At 69.0% G+C, this 19,475-nt stretch carries 18 protein-coding genes; 12 read left to right on the top strand and 6 right to left on the bottom strand.

Annotated features, from left to right (window positions below):
• Nucleotides 1-26 precede the first annotated feature (26 nt).
• Complete coding sequence (locus tag QFZ52_RS08160) at nucleotides 27-1,460, bottom strand: glycoside hydrolase family 1 protein (protein ID WP_307497123.1); 1,434 nt, start codon at nucleotides 1,458-1,460, stop codon at nucleotides 27-29.
• Between the two features lie 31 nt (nucleotides 1,461-1,491).
• Nucleotides 1,492-3,369, bottom strand: coding sequence for a beta-glucoside-specific PTS transporter subunit IIABC (locus QFZ52_RS08155; RefSeq protein ID WP_307497122.1), 1,878 nt, complete (start codon nucleotides 3,367-3,369; stop codon nucleotides 1,492-1,494).
• A gap of 343 nt (nucleotides 3,370-3,712) precedes the next feature.
• Here QFZ52_RS08155 and QFZ52_RS08150 point away from each other — a divergent pair, with 343 nt between their 5' ends.
• From QFZ52_RS08150 to QFZ52_RS08115, 8 genes are all read left to right on the top strand, one after another.
• The gene (locus QFZ52_RS08150; RefSeq protein ID WP_307497121.1) at nucleotides 3,713-5,407 is read left to right on the top strand and encodes a purine-cytosine permease family protein; all 1,695 of its coding nucleotides are present in this window, start codon (nucleotides 3,713-3,715) and stop codon (nucleotides 5,405-5,407) included.
• A gap of 162 nt (nucleotides 5,408-5,569) precedes the next feature.
• A complete protein-coding gene (locus QFZ52_RS08145) occupies nucleotides 5,570-5,872 on the top strand; it encodes an urease subunit gamma (RefSeq protein WP_307497119.1) in 303 nt (100 codons plus the stop codon).
• 8 nt (nucleotides 5,873-5,880) lie between these two features.
• Entirely contained in the window at nucleotides 5,881-8,031 is a 2,151-nt protein-coding gene (gene ureC / locus QFZ52_RS08140) for an urease subunit alpha (protein WP_307497117.1), read from the top strand.
• 37 nt (nucleotides 8,032-8,068) lie between these two features.
• Nucleotides 8,069-8,542 carry an urease accessory protein UreE gene (gene ureE / locus QFZ52_RS08135; RefSeq protein ID WP_307497116.1) on the top strand — a complete coding sequence of 158 codons (474 nt, stop codon included), beginning with the start codon at nucleotides 8,069-8,071 and terminating at the stop codon, nucleotides 8,540-8,542.
• The gene (locus QFZ52_RS08130) at nucleotides 8,542-9,258 is read left to right on the top strand and encodes an urease accessory protein UreF (RefSeq protein WP_307497115.1); all 717 of its coding nucleotides are present in this window, start codon (nucleotides 8,542-8,544) and stop codon (nucleotides 9,256-9,258) included. Before ureE ends, QFZ52_RS08130 begins: the two co-directional genes overlap by 1 nt.
• Before the next feature lie 10 nt (nucleotides 9,259-9,268).
• A complete protein-coding gene (gene ureG, locus QFZ52_RS08125; protein ID WP_307497114.1) occupies nucleotides 9,269-9,883 on the top strand; it encodes an urease accessory protein UreG in 615 nt (204 codons plus the stop codon).
• The gene (locus tag QFZ52_RS08120) at nucleotides 9,880-10,842 is read left to right on the top strand and encodes an urease accessory protein UreD (protein ID WP_307497113.1); all 963 of its coding nucleotides are present in this window, start codon (nucleotides 9,880-9,882) and stop codon (nucleotides 10,840-10,842) included. The genes ureG and QFZ52_RS08120 overlap by 4 nt, the downstream gene beginning before the upstream one ends.
• Nucleotides 10,843-10,891: 49 nt before the next feature.
• Nucleotides 10,892-11,881 (top strand): HoxN/HupN/NixA family nickel/cobalt transporter, encoded by a 990-nt coding sequence (locus tag QFZ52_RS08115; RefSeq protein ID WP_307497112.1) that lies wholly within the window; start codon nucleotides 10,892-10,894, stop codon nucleotides 11,879-11,881.
• Nucleotide 11,882: 1 nt separating this feature from the next.
• Here the strand turns inward: QFZ52_RS08115 and QFZ52_RS08110 are convergent, their stop codons facing one another.
• Nucleotides 11,883-12,566, bottom strand: a complete 684-nt coding sequence (locus QFZ52_RS08110) for a YitT family protein (protein ID WP_307498688.1) — start codon at nucleotides 12,564-12,566, stop codon at nucleotides 11,883-11,885.
• 126 nt (nucleotides 12,567-12,692) lie between these two features.
• Here QFZ52_RS08110 and QFZ52_RS08105 point away from each other — a divergent pair, with 126 nt between their 5' ends.
• The gene (locus QFZ52_RS08105; RefSeq protein ID WP_307497111.1) at nucleotides 12,693-13,175 is read left to right on the top strand and encodes an Lrp/AsnC family transcriptional regulator; all 483 of its coding nucleotides are present in this window, start codon (nucleotides 12,693-12,695) and stop codon (nucleotides 13,173-13,175) included.
• A 134-nt stretch (nucleotides 13,176-13,309) separates the two neighbouring features.
• On the opposite strand, the gene QFZ52_RS08100 is transcribed toward QFZ52_RS08105, so the two are convergent.
• The 3 genes from QFZ52_RS08100 to QFZ52_RS08090 all read right to left on the bottom strand — a co-directional run bounded on the left by QFZ52_RS08100 (nucleotide 13,310) and on the right by QFZ52_RS08090 (nucleotide 15,584).
• Nucleotides 13,310-13,714: a RidA family protein gene (locus QFZ52_RS08100; protein WP_066212148.1), complete on the bottom strand. Its 405-nt coding sequence runs from the start codon at nucleotides 13,712-13,714 to the stop codon at nucleotides 13,310-13,312.
• A 131-nt stretch (nucleotides 13,715-13,845) separates the two neighbouring features.
• Nucleotides 13,846-14,592 carry an IclR family transcriptional regulator gene (locus QFZ52_RS08095; protein ID WP_307497109.1) on the bottom strand — a complete coding sequence of 249 codons (747 nt, stop codon included), beginning with the start codon at nucleotides 14,590-14,592 and terminating at the stop codon, nucleotides 13,846-13,848.
• Entirely contained in the window at nucleotides 14,589-15,584 is a 996-nt protein-coding gene (locus QFZ52_RS08090) for a sugar kinase (RefSeq protein WP_307497108.1), read from the bottom strand. The genes QFZ52_RS08095 and QFZ52_RS08090 overlap by 4 nt, the downstream gene beginning before the upstream one ends.
• Nucleotides 15,585-15,768: 184 nt before the next feature.
• Here QFZ52_RS08090 and QFZ52_RS08085 point away from each other — a divergent pair, with 184 nt between their 5' ends.
• The 3 genes from QFZ52_RS08085 to QFZ52_RS08075 are packed head-to-tail and all read left to right on the top strand — an operon-like array spanning nucleotide 15,769 to nucleotide 19,402.
• Nucleotides 15,769-17,088 (top strand): amino acid deaminase, encoded by a 1,320-nt coding sequence (locus QFZ52_RS08085; protein WP_307497107.1) that lies wholly within the window; start codon nucleotides 15,769-15,771, stop codon nucleotides 17,086-17,088.
• Between the two features lie 8 nt (nucleotides 17,089-17,096).
• Entirely contained in the window at nucleotides 17,097-18,773 is a 1,677-nt protein-coding gene (locus tag QFZ52_RS08080; RefSeq protein WP_307497106.1) for an N-acyl-D-amino-acid deacylase family protein, read from the top strand.
• Complete coding sequence (locus QFZ52_RS08075; protein WP_066212153.1) at nucleotides 18,770-19,402, top strand: bifunctional 4-hydroxy-2-oxoglutarate aldolase/2-dehydro-3-deoxy-phosphogluconate aldolase; 633 nt, start codon at nucleotides 18,770-18,772, stop codon at nucleotides 19,400-19,402. The genes QFZ52_RS08080 and QFZ52_RS08075 overlap by 4 nt, the downstream gene beginning before the upstream one ends.
• Nucleotides 19,403-19,475 lie beyond the last annotated feature (73 nt).

Below are 19,475 nucleotides of genomic sequence, written 5' to 3'. Positions count from 1 at the left end.
GCCACACGGCAGGGATGCGGAAGAGGTCAGACGAGGTTGGCGCCGTTGGCGGCGATCACGTCCCGGTACCAGCCGAAGGACTTCTTCCGGTGACGCTCCAGGGTGCCCGAGCCGTCGTCGTTCCGGTCCACGTAGATGAAGCCGTAGCGCTTGCTCAGCTGTGCCGTGGAGGCGCTGACGATGTCGATGCAGCCCCACGTCGTGTAGCCGAGCACCTGCGCGCCGTCGGCGATCGCCTCACGCACCTGTACGAGGTGGTCGTTCAGGTAGCGGATCCGGTAGTCATCCTCCACGGTCTTCACGCCGTCCACCTCGACCAGCTGATCCTTGGCCCCCAGGCCGTTCTCCACGATGAAGAGCGGCTTCTGCCAGCGTTCCCAGTAGTCGTTCAGCACCACACGCAGGCCCTGAGGGTCGATCTGCCAGCCCCATTCGGAGGCCTCGAGGGTCGGGTTGGGCACACCGCCCATGATGTTGCCGGGTCCCTGGACCTGGTGGTCCGGATCGGCGGTCTCACAGATGCTCATGTAGTAGCTGAAGGAGACGAAGTCGACCGTGTTCCGCAGGTCCTCACGGTCCTGTTCGGTGATCTCCAGCTCGATGCCGTTGTCCCGGAAGAAGCGCAGGAGGTAGCCCGGGTACTCGCCGCGGCAGTGGATGTCGCCGAACGCGTAGCTGGCGTGAGCGGTGTCCATCGCCTTCACGACGTCGGCCGGGGCGGGCGTGAGCGGGTACACCGGCAGCGCGAGGATCATGCAGCCGATCCTGGCCTCCGGCATGATGTCGCGGGCCAGGCGCGTCACCCGGGCGGACGCCACGAGCTCGTGGTGGATCGCCTGGTAGAGATCGGAGTCCGTCAGGTCTTCGCGGGGCGTCGGGATGCCGCCGGACATGAACGGCTCGTGGATGACCGAGTTGATCTCGTTGAACGTGAGCCAGTACTTCACGCGTGCGCCGAAGCGCTCGAACAGCACCCGGCAGTACCGCTCGTAGAACCCGATCAGCTCCCGGTTGGTCCAGCCGCCGTACTGCCGCGCGAGGTGCAGTGGGGTCTCGTAGTGGCTGATGGTCACCAGGGGCTCGATGCCGTGCTTCTCTAGCTCGTCCAGGACTCGGCCGTAGTAGGCGAGGCCCTCCTCATTCGGCGCGGCCTCGTCGCCGAGCGGGAAGATGCGGCTCCACGCGATGGAGAAGCGGTAGACCTTGAACCCCATCTCGGCGAAAAGCGCGATGTCCTCCGCGTACCGGTGATAGGAATCCACGGCGACCTGCTTCAGGTTGTCCGGCGTGGGGCCCTCGGTCGGGGGCGTGGTGATGCCGTGCGGCATGACGTCCTGGATGGACAGGCCCTTGCCGCCTTCGGCATAGGCGCCCTCCACCTGGTTCGCGGCGGTCGCGCCGCCCCAGAGGAAGCCCTCCGGGAAGGGGCCGGTCGCGGGCCGGGTCACGGTCTTGCTCATGCTGGTGCTCCTTGTTCTGTTCGGGACCGGATCAGAGTTCGACGTCGAGCGCCGGCACCCCGTGCGTCAGGCGGCCCTGGGCGAGGGGCACGACGGCGGTGAGGTCCTTGGTGTTGGTGACGACCATGAGGGTGGTGGTGTCGTAGCCGGCCTCCAGGATCTTGGCGCGGTCGACGGTGGCGAGCAGGGCCCCGGCCTCGACGCGGTCACCGCGCGACACGGCGGAGACGAATCCCTCGCCCTTCATCTGCACGGTGTCGATGCCGATGTGGACCAGCACCTCGACGCCGTCGTCCGACTTGATGCCGTAAGCGTGGCCGGTCTTCATGACGGCCTGGACGGTGCCGGAGACGGGGGAGTAGACCCGGTCCTCCTCGGGGACGATGCCGAGGCCCGCACCCATGGCGCCCGAGGCGAAGACCTTGTCCGGGACGTCGGCCAGGTCGATGACCGCCCCGGTGACGGGGGCCAGGACGGTGATGTTCCCGACGGCGGCCACGGCGGGACCGGTCTGTTCCTGCGCGGCGGTGGCCGCGGCGTCGTCGTCCGCCTGCTCACGGGGGCCGAAGAAGAAGGTGAGGAGGAACGCGATGAGGACGGCGGCCAGGACGCCCAGCATGAGGACGGCGAAGCTGCCGACCTGGGAGAAAGCGGGAAGGGAGAGCAGCGACGGGAACACGAACGCCGTGGCCGCGCTGCCGCCCATGCCCGCGATCGCACCGCCGACGGCGCCGCCCGCGATGCCGAAGTAGAAGGGCTTCTTCAGCGGAAGGTTGACGCCGTAGATGCCCGGTTCGGTGACACCGGCCAGGAATCCGGACAAGGCGGCGGGCGCGGCCACGGCCCGGCGCTTGGCGCTCCGGCTGCGGAGGGCGACGGCGAGCATCGAAGCGGCCTGGGCGAGCACGGCCGGGACCACCGGGCCGAACATGATCGAGTAGTGCAGGGTGGCGAGGTCGGTGGCCATGAGCGGGACGAAGCCCCAGTGCAGGCCGAAGAGGACGAAGACCTGCCAGAGGCCGCCCATGATGGCGCCCGCCAGCCAGGGGGCGAAGCCGAAGATCGCCGAGACGCCGTTCGAGATGCCGGCGGAGATGAAGGTGGTGACCGGACCGACCGTCATGAGGGTCAGTGGGACCATGATCGCGATGCTGAGGAGCGGGACCAGGAAGTTGCGGACGGCCGAGGGGAGGATCCTCGCGAGGAAGCGCTCGAGGTAGCCGAGCAGCCAGACCGCCACGATGATCGGGATGACCGAGCTGGTGTAGTTCATCATCACCACCGGGATCCCGGCGAACGAGACGGGCTTTCCTTCGGCCGCGAGGGCGACGATGGTCGGGTAGACGAGGGCGCCGGCGATCGCCATGGCCGTGAACTGGTTCGCCTTGAAACGGCGGGCCGCGGTCACGGCGAGGAAGACCGGGAGGAAGTAGAAGAGCGCATCGGCGGCCGCGGCCAGGATGATGTAGCTCTGATCGGTGGCCTTGATCCAGCCGAAGGTGGTGGCCATGGTGAGGAACGCCTTGAAGAGGCCCGACCCTGCCAGTGGCCACAGCATCGGGGTGAAGATCCCGGAGACCATGTCGATGAAGCGGTTGAACAGATTGCCCTGGGCGGGAGCGTCGCCCCCGGTGGCGCCCGCGTCCTCGGAGCCGAAGCGCGTGATCCGGCTCAGCTCCGCGTACACGGTGGGGACGTCGTTTCCGACGACCACCTGGTACTGGCCGCCGGCCTTCATCACGGTGATGACGCCGGGCAGCTTCTCGATGGCGGCCGTGTCCGCCTTCCCCTCGTCCTTGAGGCGCAGGCGCAGCCGGGTGGCGCAGTGCACGGCGCTGGACACATTGTCCTCCCCGCCGACCTCCCGCAGGATGTCGGCGGCCAGCGACCGGTAATCGACCGATGCCATGGTGGTCCTTTCTTCCTGTGTTCCGTGCCCGCACTGGCCCGGAAACGACAAAAGACCTAGGACCCACCCGCAGGGGTGTTTCCTAGGTCTTGCCCCGGTTCATCCCGGGTGACAATCCTTCGTGGCCTCAGAGGACCACAAAACTTGAAGATACACGTGATCTGATTCACAGGCAAGTGGCGCGGGCCGGGTTCGCCGCCGCCTCCGCGAAATATCACCGAAACGCGGATTTACGCCGCCGACACACGTCGATACCTCGCCGAAACACCAGCGTCATCCCGGGGGCATCGTGGCTCCGTAGCGTGCTGAGCAGGAACCTCATCCGACCACCAGGAGGCAGCTCTTGACGCAGGACACCCTCACCACACCTGAGACCACACCGTCTCAGCACACGTCTTCGCAGGACGCCGCCGCCCAGGCGGCGACCCGCGAGAGCCTGGAGGACTACACCCTCCGCTTCGCGCCGCGCTCGTACCGGAAGTGGGGCGTCGGCGTCGTCGCGACCAGTGCGCTGGGCGGCATCGCCTACCTTGCCGACTTCGCGATCGGCGCCAACATCGGCATGGCCTACGGCACGGTCAACGCGCTGCTCGGGATCGCGATCGCGGCCGTGATCATCTTCGTGACGGGCTTCCCGCTGGCCTACTACGCGGCCCGTTACAACATCGACCTGGACCTGATCACCCGCGGGTCAGGCTTCGGCTACTACGGCTCCATCCTGACCAACGTCATCTTCGCCGTCTTCACCTTCATCTTCTTCGCCCTCGAAGGCTCGATCATGGCGCAGGGTCTCGAACTGGGGCTCGGCATCCCGCGCTGGCTGGGGTATCTGATCTCCTCCGTGCTGATCATCCCGCTCGTCATCTTCGGCATGAACGCCCTGGCGAAGCTGCAGGTCTGGACCACCCCGCTGTGGCTCCTGCTCATGGTGGTGCCGCTCGTGTACCTTGTGGCGGCGCATCCGGATTCGCTCGGCGCCTTCCTCAGCTACCAGGGCACCTCGGGGCAGGGTGGGGTGGACCTCGCCTCGGCCATGCTCGCCGCCGGTGTCTGCCTGTCGCTCATGGCGCAGATCGCCGAGCAGATCGACTACCTGCGCTTCATGCCGCCCAAGACGCCGGAGAACAGCCGCTCGTGGTGGCGCGCCGTGATCCTGGCCGGCCCGGGCTGGGTGGTGTTCGGGGCGATCAAGCAGGCGGTCGGCCTGTTCATCGCGGTGTACCTCGTCGCACGACTGGACCCGGCGGCATCGGCGACGGCGAACGAGCCGGTGCACCAGTTCCTGGGCGTCTACCGGGAGATGATGCCGCCGTGGCTCGCCATGACGCTCGCGGTGGTCCTGGTGGTCATCTCGCAGATCAAGATCAACGTGACCAACGCCTACTCCGGCTCGCTGGCCTGGACCAACTCCTTCACGCGGCTCACCCGCCGCTACCCGGGCCGGCTCGTGTTCGTAGTGGTCAACGTGGGCATCGCCCTGGTCCTGATGGAGGCGGACATGTTCTCCTTCCTCAACGCGATCCTCGGCTTCTACGCGAACTGCGCCATGGCGTGGGTGGTCACGGTCGCCACGGACATCGGGATCAACAAGTACGTCCTGAAGATCTCCCCGAAGGTCCCGGAGTTCCGCCGCGGCATGCTCTACGCGATCAACCCGGTGGGCTTCGTCTCGATGATCCTCTCGGCGGGCCTCTCCATCGCGGTCTTCTTCGGGGCTTTCGGTCCCGCGATCCAGCCGTTCTCGCCCGTGGTCGCCGTGCTAGTCGCGTTCATCGCCACTCCGCTCATGGCCATCCTGACCCGGGGCAAGTATTACCTGCGCCGTGCCGACGACGGCGTCGATCTGCCGATGTTCGATGAGCACGGCAACCCTTCCGGGGAGACGCTGCTGTGCCACGTCACGGGGCTGGAATTCGAACGCCCGGACATGATCCGCTCCGCCGTCGATGGGCCCGAGGGCGAGATCCGCTATGTGTCCTCGCTCGCTCTCGCGACGGACCGCAGCGGCGCGCACGTCCTGCCCGCCGATCCGCGGTGAGGCAGCGACGGCCGTGAGCCTGTAGGTAACAAACAGCGACACGCCACGGTTCTGTTGCCCCATGAAACAGATCCGCCGCGTGTGGTCGTACGATCAAATTCCCCCCCACCCCGTGAGTGCCGGAGCCCCAGAGCCGTCTCTCGTGATCGCAGGAGCCTCCCCATGCGTCTTTCCCCACGTGAGCAGGAAAAACTGATGATCGTGGTCGCCGCCGATCTGGCGCGGCGCAGACAGGCACGCGGTCTGAAACTCAACTATCCCGAAGCGATCGCCATCCTCAGCTACGAACTGATCGAAGGGGCGCGGGACGGCCGGTCGGTGCCGGAGCTGATGTCCTGGGGCGCCACGATCCTCCGTCGCGAGGACGTCATGGACGGGGTGCCGGAGATGATCCACGACGTTCAGATCGAGGCCACCTTCCCCGACGGCACCAAGCTCGTCACCGTCCACGAACCGATCCGTTAGGCCGAGCCATGAGCATCGAGAACAGCACCCCGTCCTCCCCGTCCTTCACGCCCGGCGAGACCCTGGTAGCGGACGGCGACATCACGCTCAACCCGGGCCGCCCGGTCACCGAGATCGCGGTCACCAACACGGGCGACCGGCCGGTCCAGGTCGGATCCCATTTCCACTTCGCCGAGACCAACCGAGGCCTCGACTTCGACCGCCAGGCCGCGCACGGTCTCCGGCTCGACATCCCGGCTGGCACGGCGGTGCGCTTCGAGCCGGGCGACACCAAGACGGTGCGGCTCGTCCCGCTCGCCGGAGCGCGCGAGGTGTACGGCCTCCGCGGACTGACCGAGGGCCCGCTGGATGACGCGGTCGGGAGCGACGGCGCGGGGGCGGCGGCGTCGTCGTCGGTCGCGAGTGAAGAGGGTGCCTTGCCGAATCTCACCATCCCGCGCACGCAGTACGCGCAGCTCTACGGGCCCACCACCGGTGACCGCGTCCGGCTCGGCGACACCGGGCTGTTCGCCGAGGTGGAGCGGGACCTGACGGTCTACGGCGAGGAAGTGGTGTTCGGGGGTGGCAAGGTGCTGCGCGACGGCATGGGCCAGAACGGCCAGGTGACCCGCGACGGCGGCGACGTGCCGGACACGGTCATCACCAACGCGCTCATCGTGGATCACAGCGGGATCTACAAAGCCGACGTCGCGCTGCGCGACGGCCACATCCAGGCGATCGGCAAGGCCGGGAACCCGCTCATCCAGGACGGCGTGGACATCGTGGTCGGGTCCTCCACCGAGATCATCGCGGGGGAGCGCAAGATCCTCACCGCGGGTGGCATCGACACCCATATCCACTTCATCTCCCCGGACCAGATCCCCACCGCTCTGGCCTCCGGCGTGACCACGATGATCGGCGGCGGCACGGGACCGGCCGAGGGCACCAAGGCCACCACGGTCACCCCCGGCGCCTGGCACATCGCGCGCATGCTCCAGGCCGCCGAGGCGTTCCCGATGAACATCGGCCTGCTCGGCAAGGGGCACGCCAGCAGCACCGAACCTCTCGCGGAGCAGATCCGCGCGGGCGCCATCGGGCTCAAGATCCACGAGGACTGGGGCGCCACGCACTCCTCGATCGACAGGGCGCTGCAGGTCGCGGACCAATACGACGTGCAGGTCGCCATCCACACGGACACCCTGAACGAGTGCGGCTTCCTGGAGGACACCGTGGCGGCCATCGGGGACCGGGTGATCCACACCTTCCACACCGAGGGCGCAGGCGGCGGACACGCGCCGGACATCATCGCGATCGCGGCACAGCCCAACGTCCTGCCGGCCTCGACCAACCCGACCATCCCCTTCACCCGCAACACGGCCGAGGAACACCTGGACATGCTCATGGTGTGTCACCACCTGAGCCCGGCCATCCCCGAGGACGTGGCGTTCGCCGATTCCCGCATCCGGCCCGAGACCATTGCGGCGGAGGACGTGCTGCATGATCTCGGCGTGTTCTCGATCATGTCGAGCGACTCGCAGGCCATGGGCCGCGTGGGGGAAGTGGTGACCCGCACGTGGCAGCTGGCCGACAAGATGAAGGCCCAGCGCGGCCACCTGAACGCCGACGGCAGCACGACGGAGCCGGATGCCGGCACGGACTCGGACAACTTCCGCATCAAGCGGTACGTCGCCAAGTACACGATCAATCCCGCCATCGCGCAGGGGATCGCGGACTCGGTGGGCAGCGTCGAAGTGGGCAAGTTCGCCGATCTGGTCCTCTGGGATCCGGCGTTCTTCGGGGTCAAGCCGGACCTGGTCCTCAAGGGCGGCACGATCGCCAACTCCGTGATGGGCGACCCGAACGCTTCGATCCCCACGCCGCAGCCCCAGACCCTCCGCATGGCCTTCGGCGCGTACGGGGGCAGTGTGCAAGCCTCCTCGATCACCTTCCTTTCGCAGGCGGCCGTGGACGCGGGCGTGGCCGCCTCGCTGGGGCTGAAGAAGGTCATCCGGCCGGTCCACGGCATCCGCACGCTGCGGAAACAGGACCTGCCGTTCAACGGGGAGACCCCGCGGCTGGAGGTCGACCCGCAGACCTATGAAGTGCGAGTGGACGGTGAGGCCGTGACCTGCGATCCCGTGGACACCGTGCCTCTGGGCCAGCGGTACTTCCTGTTCTGATAGCTGTTCCGGACCGGACCCGGAGAAAGAGTCGACCATGATCGTGACCAGCATCCTCGGCAACATCCATGACGAGGACCACCCCTTCTCGGCCGGCCACCGCGAGAAGGTCACCCTTCCCGTGGCGGACCTGGCCAAGCGGATTCAGCGCGTGACCAGTGACCACGGCCGCGAGCTTGGCATCCGGCTGCCGGCCGGCTCACCCGATCTGCGCGACGGCGACGTGCTGTTCGCGGAGGACGGGAACGCCGTCGTCGTCGCTGTCGAGGCCAGCGACGTGCTGGTGATCGCGCCGCGGAGCATCGGGGAGGCGCTGTTCACGGCCCATTCGCTCGGCAACCGCCATCTGCAGGCGCAGTTCTTCGGACTGGACTCGGACTATGCTGCCGAGGTCATGGTGTGCCAGTACGACCACACCGTGGAGGACTTCCTGAACCACCACCAGGTGCCGTTCAGCCGTCAGGAGCGGGTCATGGCCGTGCCGTTCCGCCACGCGGAGCACACCCACTGATGAGCCGTTCGGCCCCCAGCCTCGCGGCGCTCCTCCAGCTCACCGACTCGGCTCTGCCGACCGGTGCGTTCAGCCATTCCTTCGGCCTGGAACCGTACCTGGACGGCGGCGAGGTGACGGATGAGCACACCCTGCTGGCCTGGCTGGAGGGGTACCTCAGCACCCAGCTGACGTTCACGGACGCCATCGCGGTCCGCCGGGCCTGCAGGCTCGCCGCAGAGCTGGGGGACCACCCCGGGGGAGCTGCCCTCGGTGGTCTTCGGGAGCTCGACGCCGAACTCGGCGCGCTGCTCATCCCGCGCCAGCTCCGGGAGGCGAGCCTGCGCATGGGCCGCCGTCTGCTGGAGATCGCCCGGGAGTCGTTCCCGTCGCCGGCCGTGGACGTCTACGCCGACGCGGTGGCCGCGGGGGACTGCCAGGGCCACTTCGTCCTGGCATTCGCCCTCGCGGCGCACGGGCTCGGCTTCGACGAGGACACCGTGGTGGAGGCGCACCTTTCGGCGGCGCTGACCTCCCTCGCCTACAACGCGGTCCGGGCGATCCCGCTGGGCCAGCTCTCCGGGCAGCGTGTCCTGGCGGGTGTCCGCGCCAGGGTGCCCGCCGCCGTCGAACGGTCCAGAACCGCCGAGGAGCGCCACTTCGGCGCCGCGGCGCCCGCCCTTGAAATCCATCAGATGCGGCACGAGCACCAGCGTGCGCGCATGTTCGCCAGTTGAGGAGCAGACCATGAACGATCCCGTCATCATCGGAATCGGCGGCCCCGTGGGCGCCGGGAAGACCCAGTTGGTGGAGCGCGTGACCCGTGCGCTCATCGACGACTTCTCTATGGCCGCCATCACGAACGACATCTACACGATCGAGGACGCCAAGATCCTGGCGCGCAACGGCGTGCTCCCGGAGGACCGGATCGTCGGCGTGGAGACCGGCGGTTGCCCGCACACCGCCATCCGCGAGGACACCTCCATGAACACGGCGGCCATCGAGGACCTCAAGGAACGCCATCCGGGGCTGGAACTGATCTTCGTCGAGTCGGGCGGCGACAACCTCTCGGCGACCTTCAGTCCGGAACTCGTGGACTTCTCCGTGTACGTCATCGACGTGGCACAGGGGGAGAAGATCCCGCGCAAGGCCGGGCAGGGCATGATCAAGTCGGATCTGCTCGTCATCAACAAAACCGACCTGGCGCCGCACGTGGGCGCGGATCTGGCGGTCATGGAGAGCGATTCGCGGTCGTTCCGCGGAGACCGCCCGTTCTGCTTCACCAACCTCAAGACCGATGAAGGCCTGGACTACGTGCTGAACTGGATCCGCCGGGATGTGCTCATGACGGACCTCGCGTGACCGTGACGACTGTGGCACCCGGGGCTGTCGGGTCCTACGGGGCTCCCGGGGCCGGCCCGGCTGAGCCCACGGGCTCTCCTGCCGAGCTGCCCACGGGCGAGCTGCGCCTCCGGCTCGAGGCCCGGAACGGCCGCTCCGTGGTGGCCGGACAGTTCCACGCCGGCGCACTCCGGATGCTCCGGCCGCTCTACCCGGGGGATCAGGGCCGGGCCGCCGGTCAGAGGACCGCGGAGCAGACCGAGCGGGCCGAGCAGGTCCTGGTCACCGCCATCAACCCGGGCGGCGGCTATCTGGGCGGGGACCGGTACGTGCTCGGCGCGGAGCTGGGCGCGGACACTTCGCTCCTGCTGACCACGCAATCGGCCACGAAGGTCTACCGCACGCCCCAGGGTCCCGTCCGGTCGAGCCAGGAGTTCCGCCTGGATGCCGGTGCGCGACTCGAATCCGTCCCGGACGCGCTGATCGCCTACCAGGCCTCCAGCTACCACCAGGACACCGAGGTGCGGATGCATCCGACGGCGTCGCTCGCCCTCGCGGAGACCGTCACGCATGGCTGGGCGCCCGACGGCACCCCGTTCCGCTTCGACGAGGTGTCCCTGCGTACCCGCGTCCACGTGGGGGACCGGCTCGCGGTCTCCGACAACCTCCTGCTGCGCCCGGACCAGGGCGGCACGGCCCGTCTCATGCTCGGCGGACACTCGCACCTCGCCACGCTGCTCGTGGTCGACCCCCGCGCCGACGACGACGCCGTGCAGCGGCTCCGCGAGGAGCTCGGAGTCCTTCTGCCGCCGGCGTCGTCCGGCGCACTGCTGGGGATCACCCGCCTGGCCGTGCCGGGTTTCGTCCTCCGAGCCCTCACCGGCAGTACCCAGTCCGCGGAAGCCGTCCTCCACCGGGCACTGGACTGGATGCGCAGGGAATGGCACGGGCAGTCGCCCGTTGACCTGCGCAAATACTGACTTGCGCCCATACTGACCTCCGCAAATACAGACCCGAGGAAGTACCGAGATGCGACACAAGACCCTCCGGGCCGCGGCCGTGGTCCTCGTCCTGCACCTCCTGGCCGGGGCGTTCCTCCTCGCCGCCGCCGGGCCTCAGTCCGGCGCCGCCCTGGGCCTGTGCGCGGTGGCGTACCTGGCCGGCGTGAAGCACTCCTACGACTGGGACCACATCGCGGCCATCGACAATTCCAGCCGCCGCTTCGCCGCGCAGGGCAGGTATCACACCGGCGTCGGCCTGGCGTTCAGCCTGGGGCATTGCACCGTGGTGGTGCTGGCCTGCGCGCTCGTGGTGCTGGGGGTGGGCTCCATGCAGCAGCTCTTCGCCGAGGGCAGCACCGCGAACGTGGTGCTGTCCTGCACGGGGGCGGCCGTGTCCGGGTTCTTCCTTCTGACGCTCGGCCTCTTCAATTCGGGCGCGTTCTTCGGCACGGCCCGGACGGCACGGCTGCTGCGGGAGGGCCGTCCGGTCAGCACGCAGGATCTCGAACCGCGCGGCCTGGCGGCGCGCCTGGTGGCCGCGCCGCTGAAGGCCGTGCAGGCGCCGCGCCATCTGTATGCGGTGGGGTTCCTGTTCGGGCTCGGCTTCGACACCGCCACCACGGTCGGCCTGCTGGTGACCTCCGCGTCGGCCGTGCTGGCCGGGGTGCCCGCCGTCGCGCTGCTGGCCATGCCTTTCGCGTTCTCGGCCGCGATGACCCTCTTCGACACGGCCAACGGCGCCGCGATGATGACGCTCTACCGGAACGCGCTCGCCCAGCCCCTGCAGCGGCTCCGCTTCAACCTGGTGGTGACGGGGATGTCCGCCGTCTCGGCACTGTTCGTCGCCACCATCACGCTCGGGGCGCTCTTCCGGGAGCTGCTGGGGCTGGAGGACCCGATCACCGGATTCCTGGCCTCGATCGATCTGGGCGACGCAGGCCTTCTCCTGGTCGCGTCCTTCCTCGTGGTCTGGGCCGTCGCGGCCCTGGCACGCCGGGTGCGGCCGACGGCCGCGTGACTCAGATCCCCGTGTAGCGACCCGGGCGGTGGTTGAACGCCAGGATGATGTTCAGGACGATCGCCCCGGCCGCCGAGAGCAGCACCAGGTTCCAGGGGACGACGGTGAGGGCGCCGAGGATCACGAGGATGTCGGCCACCATGAGCACGTAGCCGGCACGCCAGCCGCTGCGTTCCTGGATGAGCAGCGCCAGGATGTTGAAGCCACCCAGGCTGGCCTTGTGCCGGAACAGGATGAGCAGCCCGACGCCGGAGAGCAGATTGCCGGCCAGTGCGCCGTAGACGGGGTTCAAGTGGATCTCGCCGAGGGCCAGGGGGTGCAGGGAGGTCAGCGCCGAGACGGCGAGGGCGCACACGATGGTGCGGAGGGTGAAGTTCCAGCCCTTCTTCCAGGCCGCGAGGGCGAAGAACGGGGCGTTGACGATCAGGAAGACCACGCCGAACGGGGCGCCGACCGCATAGCTGAGCAGGAGCGACAGCCCGGCCGTCCCACCGGTCACCGTCCCACTGCTGTGCAGGAGGTACAGGCCGAGCGAGGCGATGAAGGTACCCGTGATGAGCCCGAGCAGGTCTTCGGCCAGCCCGTGCCGGGTGCTCTCCGGGGTGACGGAGGGGGGCGCGTCGGAGGGAGCGTCGGGGGAGTCCGGACGGGTCGGGGGGACGTCCTGCTGACGACGGGCCTGCATGGTGGTCATGAGAGAATTCTCGGAAGACTGGGATGTCCGCGCAAGCTCGATTGCTTTTGCTGGGATGTATGTCAAGAGAAGATGCGAAACACCTGCATTTCTGACAAGAAGAGGAGTGATCCGCCGATGAATGACCCTCATGGCCTGGACGCGCTCGACGCCCGCATCCTGCTCGCCCTGGACGAGGAGCCCGGCGCTTCCGTGCTGCGACTCGCTCAACTGGTGGGCGTTTCGCGCAACACGGTCCACGCGCGCCTGCAGCGGATGAACCGTCAGGGGCTCCTGCTCGGCTTCACCCAGCGGGTGCCGCCGTCCGCCCTCGGCTACGGTCTGGTCGCGTTCGTCTCCCTCGCGATCGCTCAGGCGGACAGCGCGACGGCGGTGCGGAGCGTCCAGGAGATCCCTGAGGTGGTGGAGATCCACAAGACCACCGGCGACGCGGACTTCCTGGTCAAAGTGGTGGCGCGGGACACCTCGGATCTGAACCGGGTCACGCAGGCGATGGTCGCGGTGCCGGGGGTGGTCCGGTCGAGCACGGCGGTGTCGCTCGAGGAGACGATGCCGTTCCGCACACGCGCGCTGCTGGAACGTCGCGCCGTCGAGGGCTGAGGACTCGCGGCTGAACGATCCAGCGCTGACGCGTGTCGGGGATGCCGAAGGCCCGGAGCGGCTGTCCGCTCCGGACCTTCGTGCTGCCCGGTAGTTCGCCTGAGGGATCAGGCTCCAGACGGCGTTCGCCGGGTTCAGGCGGTGACGGCGAGGGCGTCGATCTCGACCAGCATGACCTCGTGCGGCAGGTCCACGAACACGGTGGTGCGGCTGGGAAGCTGGCCGCTCGGGACGTTCTCCTGGATGAACTCGCCGTAGACCTCGTTCATGGCGGAGAAGTCGTCGCGGGTGGTCAGGTAGACGCGGAACATCACGACGTCCTCCACCGAGGAGCCGCCGGCCTCGAGGATGGCCTTGACGTTCTCCAGGGTGCGACGGGTCTGGACGCGGACGTCGCCGTCGCCGATGTACTGGTTGGTCTCGGGATCCATGGGGCCCTGGCCGGAGACCTGGAACAGGCCGCCCTTCTTCACCCCCTGGGAGAAGGTGTGGGCCGGTGCCGGAGCGTTCTCCGTGAAGACGATTTCCTTGGAGCTCATGGTGATTCCTTTCGGTGCTGGTTCAGGTTCGGTGCTGGTTCAGGTTCGGTGCTGAATTAAGTGCTGCTGATCTCAGTGGTGCTGATGGAAGAAAGTGCTGGTGGAGGCCGGGCATCCCGGCCGCAGAGCCGTCACCGCTTCGTGTACCCGAGCTCGGCCGACACGGCGTCGGTGCATTCCCGGAGCGCGGGCAGCAGACCCAGGAGGCCTTCGCGGTCGAGCATGACGGTGGGAACCGAGCAGGAGACGGCCGCGACCACCCGGCCGCCGGCATCCCGGATGGGCGCGGCGACACAGTGCACGAACTCCTCGAACTCTTCGCCGTCGAGCGCCCAGCCCTGGCCGGCCACCTGCTCCAGCTCGCGCAGGAAAGCGTCCGGGCCGGTGATGGTGTTGTCCGTGTAGCGGGGGTACTCCAGGCTGTCGGCCAGGGTCTTCCGCTGCTCGAGGGGCAGATCCGCGAAGATCACCTTGGACACTGCGGCGGCGTGCAACGCGGCGGTGAGACCGATCCGCGAGTACATGCGCACTGGATGGCGGGACTCCAGCTTGTCGATGTACACGATGTCCCGGCCCTCCGGGGCGGCGAGGTGCACGGTGTGCCCGGTGGCCTCGTTGAGCCGCGCCAGGTAGGGGTGGGCAGAACTGCGGATGTCCCGCTGCTCCAGCGCCAGGCTTGAGAGCTCGAACAGCTTCGAGCCGAGGCGGTAGCGCTGCTGGGCGTCCCGGACCACGAACCTCCGGTCCTCGAGACTGTGCAGAAGTCGCATCACGGTGGTCTTGTGGACCTCGGCGGTGGAGGCCAGCTCGTCCAGCGTGGCGGGGCCGGCGGCCAGCGCGGACAGCAGGTCGAGGGCGCGCAGCAGACTCTGGCTCATGACTGCGCCACCAGGAAGCGGCCGTGCGTCACGGTGATGGACTCCCACTCGCGCTCGGGGCAGCGCAGGATGCGATCGAGATCCTCGTCGTCCGGGAGCGGCCCCCGGTCGCCGTGGACCGTGAGGGTGCAGGCGGCGGCGACATGTCCGCGGCGCAGGCTCAGCGGCTGCTCCAGTCCGGACACCACGCCGCTCAGGTAGCCGGCGGCGAAGGAGTCGCCGGCGCCCACCGGCTCCACCACCTCGACGTGGAGCGCAGGGACTTCCCAGCGTTCGCCGTCGTGCCCCAGGGCGATGGCGCTGATCGCCTCATTCTTGAGGACGAGCACCGCCGGATCGGGCAGCAGGGCGCGGAGCTCGCGCTCATCCTGGGTGCCGAAGGCGAGCAGAGCCTCGTCCTTGCCCATGAGGACGATGTCCGCCAGATTGGCCAGTCGGCGGAGCACCGACGGGTCGCGGCCCTCCCACAGGGCGGGCCGCCAGTTGACATCAAAGCTGATCAGCTGCCGGTCGCGGGGCCGGGAGAGCAGAGCCAGGAGCAGGTCGCGGCACGAGTCTCCGAGGGCGGCGGTGATGCCGCTCAGGTGGATGAGGTCGGCGCCGTCGAGCAGGGCCGCGACGGCGGGATCCACCAGCAGGTCCGGGGCCATCGCTGAGGCCGCGGAGCCACTGCGGTAGTACAGCATCGCCGAGCCGGTGGCGGCGTCGCCGGGGACCTTGACATAGAGGCCCGTGCGGCGTTCGGGGTCGAGCTGGACGCCGTCGGTCCGCACGCGGTGCCGCTCGAGTTCGCGCAGAATGCGCCGTCCGAAACCGTCGTCGCCGACCCGGCTGATCCAGGCCGTGTCCAGCCCCATCGCCGCGAGGCCCAGCGCGACATTCGACTCCGCTCCGCCCACCCCGAGATGCAGGGTGTCCGCGGTCTCCAGATTCCCATTGCCGCCCGGGGTCAGCATCGCCATGGTCTCTCCCAGGCAGATGGCTCGTGGCATCTCGGCTCCTTTGCGACGGTCTGCTCACACGATTCCGGCCGCATCCGTTGACGCGGCCCCGGCTCAATGCTAAACATGAAGTCAGAAGTTTTGCAATACCGATTGCAAAATACGCAACGCCAGATCCTTCGGGTTCCTCACGCAGTGAGAGCCGGAAGAGCGACCACGATGACGAGGTGCACCAGTGAGCGAGACCACGTACGACCCGGCCCGGGTCCGGAGCCTGGGGGAGGAGATCCTCGATTTCCGGCACAAGGCCGTGCCGGCGGCCCAGCACGGTCTCCGCCTCGCGGACTTCGGGGGCCGTGGACTCGACCGTCTCCAGACCCCGCTGCTCACTCTCGACCGCGACGCCCTCGACTTCAACGCCCGGCTGCTCGCCGCATGGTGCGAGGAGCGCGGCATTCTGCTCGCCCCGCACGGGAAGACCACCATGTCGCCCGAGCTGTGGGCACAGCAGATGGATCTCGGCGCCTGGGGCATCACACTCGCCAACGCCGCGCAGCTCCGGGTGGCCCGCCACTTCGGGTTCACCCGCCTCATGCTCGCCAACAGCCTCACCGACCCGCAGGCGATCCGCTGGGCCGCGGAGCAGGCCGCCGACGGCGCCCGGATCGTCTCGTGGGTGGACTCACCGGACACTGTCGCCCTGCTCGACCGCGAACTGGCCGGGGACGGCCTCGGCGGGAACCGAACCCTGGACGTCATCGTCGAACGCGGTGGCTACGGCGGCCGCACGGGAGCCCGCAGCCACGGGGAAGCCCTGGCCATCGCCCGCGCGGTCCACGGATCCCCGCGGCTCCGGCTGGTCGGCGTGGGCGGTTACGAAGGCGCGCTCGCCCACACGGCCGACGACGCCGGCCTGGCCGCCGTGCGCGGCTACCTCGCCGACGTCGTCGCGCTCCACGAAGCGCTGCTCGCCGAGGGGCTCTACGACACGGACGAGCTGCTGGTCACCGCAGGCGGAAGCGCCTACTTCGATGACGTCGTGGACGTGCTCGGACCGGTCCGGACGAGCGGTGGAGACGGCACGCCTCGGGTGGACGTCGTGATCCGCAGCGGCGCCTACATCGTCCACGATGACGGTTTCTACCGCGGCATCTCGCCGTTCTCCCGCCAGGATCCGGACGGCCCGGAGTCGTTCCGGTCCGCCATGCACGCCTGGGTGCGGGTGGTCTCCCAGCCCGAGCCGGGCCTCGCCATCCTCGAAGGCGGCAAGCGCGACCTGCCCTTCGACGAGGGCCTGCCCGTCCCGCAGTTCCTGAGCGCCGGCCTCGGCGAGCCCGGCGTGCCCCTGGACGACGCCGAGATCACGGCGGTCAACGACCAGCACGCCTTCCTGCGGTTCCCCGAAACCGTGGACGTCAAGCCCGGAGACGTGATCCGCCTGGGCCTCTCCCACCCGTGCACGGCCCTGGACAAGTGGACCGTGATCCCCGTGCTCGATTCCACGCGGGACGCCGCCGCGCCCACCGTGGTAGGCGCCGTGCGGACCTTCTTCTAGGAGCGACGATGTCTTCCCAGAACAGCGCTTCCCAGATCAACGCTCCCCAGATCCTCTTCACGAACGTCACCCTCGTGGACGGCACCGGCGATGCCCGTCGTGCCGCAGACGTGCTGGTCCAAGGCGAGGTGATCGCCCGCATCGCCGGTCCCGGCGAGCTCCGGGAGTACGCGGAGCCCGGCTGCGAGATCATCGAGGGCGACGGGCTGGTCCTGAGCCCCGGGTTCATCGACATGCACGCCCATTCCGACCTCCAGCTCCTGGTCACCCCGGACCACTACGCCAAGCTCAGCCAGGGTGTCACCACGGAACTCCTGGGTCAGGACGGCCTGTCCTACGCCCCGGTGGACAACCCGACGCTCGCCGGGGTCCGTCAGAAGATCGCCGGATGGAACGACAATCCCGAGGACTTCGACTGGGACTGGCGGTCCGTGCGGGAGTACCTGGACCGGCTGGACCGTCCGGACGCCGACGGCGGCCGGATCGCCACGAATGCCGCCTACCTCGTGCCTCAGGGCACCGTCCGGGCACTCGTCATGGGCTTCGACGAGGGCGAGGCGACCCCTGACGACGTCGATCGCATGCGTGAGGTGGTCCGGACCGCGATGGAGGAGGGCGCCGTCGGGATGTCCTCCGGGCTGACCTACACGCCGGGCATGTACGCGACCACCGAGGAACTCGGCGCGCTGTGCCGCACGGTGGGGGAGCTGGGGGGTTTCTACGCCCCGCACCACCGCTCGTACGGCAAGGGCGCGCTCGACGCGTACGCCGAGATGATCGGCCTCAGCCGGGACACCGGCTGTGCGCTGCACCTCTCCCACGCCACCATGAACTTCGCGGAGAACAAGGGCAGGGCGGGCGAACTCCTCGCCGTGATCGATGAGGCGCTCGACGACGGCGTGGACATCACCCTGGACACATACCCGTACCTTCCCGGCGCCACGACGCTGTCCGCGATCCTGCCGAGCTGGGCCTCCGCGGGCGGCACGGACGCGACGCTGGAGCGGCTGCGCGATCCGGAGACCCGCGCGAGGATCCGCGAGAACGTGGAGATCTACGGATCCGACGGCTGCCACGGCGTCGTCGCCGAATGGGACACCCTGGAGATCAGCGGCGTGCAGAATCAGGCGCTGGCCGGCTACGTGGGCCGCACCATCGAACAGATCGCGCAGGAGGAAGGGCGCGAGCCGTTCGACGTCTTCGCCGGGATCCTGCTCGAGGACCGCTGCGGCACGGGCATCCTCCAGCACGTCGGCCACGAGGAGAACGTCCGCGCCATCATGGTGCACCGCACTCACACCGGCGGCAGCGACGGACTCCTGGTGGGCGGCAAGCCGCACCCCCGGGCCTGGGGCACGTTTCCCCGGTACCTCGGCCACTACTGCCGGGAGCTCGGGCTGCTCAGCCTCGAGGAGACCGTGCACCATCTGACCGGCCGGCCCGCGGCGCGCCTCAAGCTGGACCGCCGGGGTCTGGTCTGCGAGGGTTACGCGGCGGATCTGGTGCTCTTCGATCCGGAGACCGTCCGGGACACCGCCACCTTCGAGCAGCCGCGTCAGGCCGCCGAGGGCATCCACTACGTCTTCGTCAACGGCACGGCGGCCATCGCCGACGGCCGGCCCACCGGAGCCCGCGCGGGCCGCGCGCTCCGCCGAACCCCGGAAGGAACAGCAGCACAGCGATGAACAACTCGGAGCTCGAACGGATTCTCGCGGAGGACCGCACCCTGGCCGTGGTCCGTGCCAAGGCCATTCCGGACGCCGCGCGCCTCGCGGAGGCCCTGGCCAAGGGCGGCATCCGCACCCTGGAACTCACCTTCACCACCCCCGATGTCACCCGGCACCTCCGCCGTGCCGCCGAGACCGCCGGTGACCACGGCGCCGTCGTCGGCGTGGGCACCGTGATGACCGCGGCGCAGGCGCGCGAGGCCATCGACGCCGGCGCTCAGTTCCTCGTCACCCCGGGCCTGCGTCCGGACGTGGCCGCGGTCGCGCGGGAGGCCGGGGTGCCCATCAGCCTGGGCGCCATGACCCCCACCGAGGTCGCCGCGGCTCTGGACCTCGGGTCGGAGATCGTGAAGATCTTCCCGGCCCGCCAGCTCGGTCCGCAGTACCTGAAGGACCTGCAAGGACCGTTCCCGGGGATCAAGCTCCTGCCGTCCGGCGGCGTGGACGCCGGGAACGCCCGTGGCTACCTCGACGCCGGTGCGCTGGCCGTCTGCTGCGGCACCTCCGTGGTGCCGCCTGCCGCCGTCGACGCCGGGGACTGGGACGACATCACCGCGCGCGCCAAGGCCTTCGTCCAAGCACTCTGAGGCACCGGGCTCTGACGCACCGGGCTCTGAGGCACAGGGCTTTGACACTCCGTCCCCCTGACATCACCCTGAC

Source organism: Arthrobacter woluwensis, from assembly GCF_030816155.1.
Taxonomy (GTDB): Bacteria; Actinomycetota; Actinomycetes; order Actinomycetales; family Micrococcaceae; genus Arthrobacter_E; species Arthrobacter_E woluwensis_A.
Note: the sequence above shows the minus strand (reverse complement) of the source record. Positions and strands in the feature narration are given on the sequence as shown.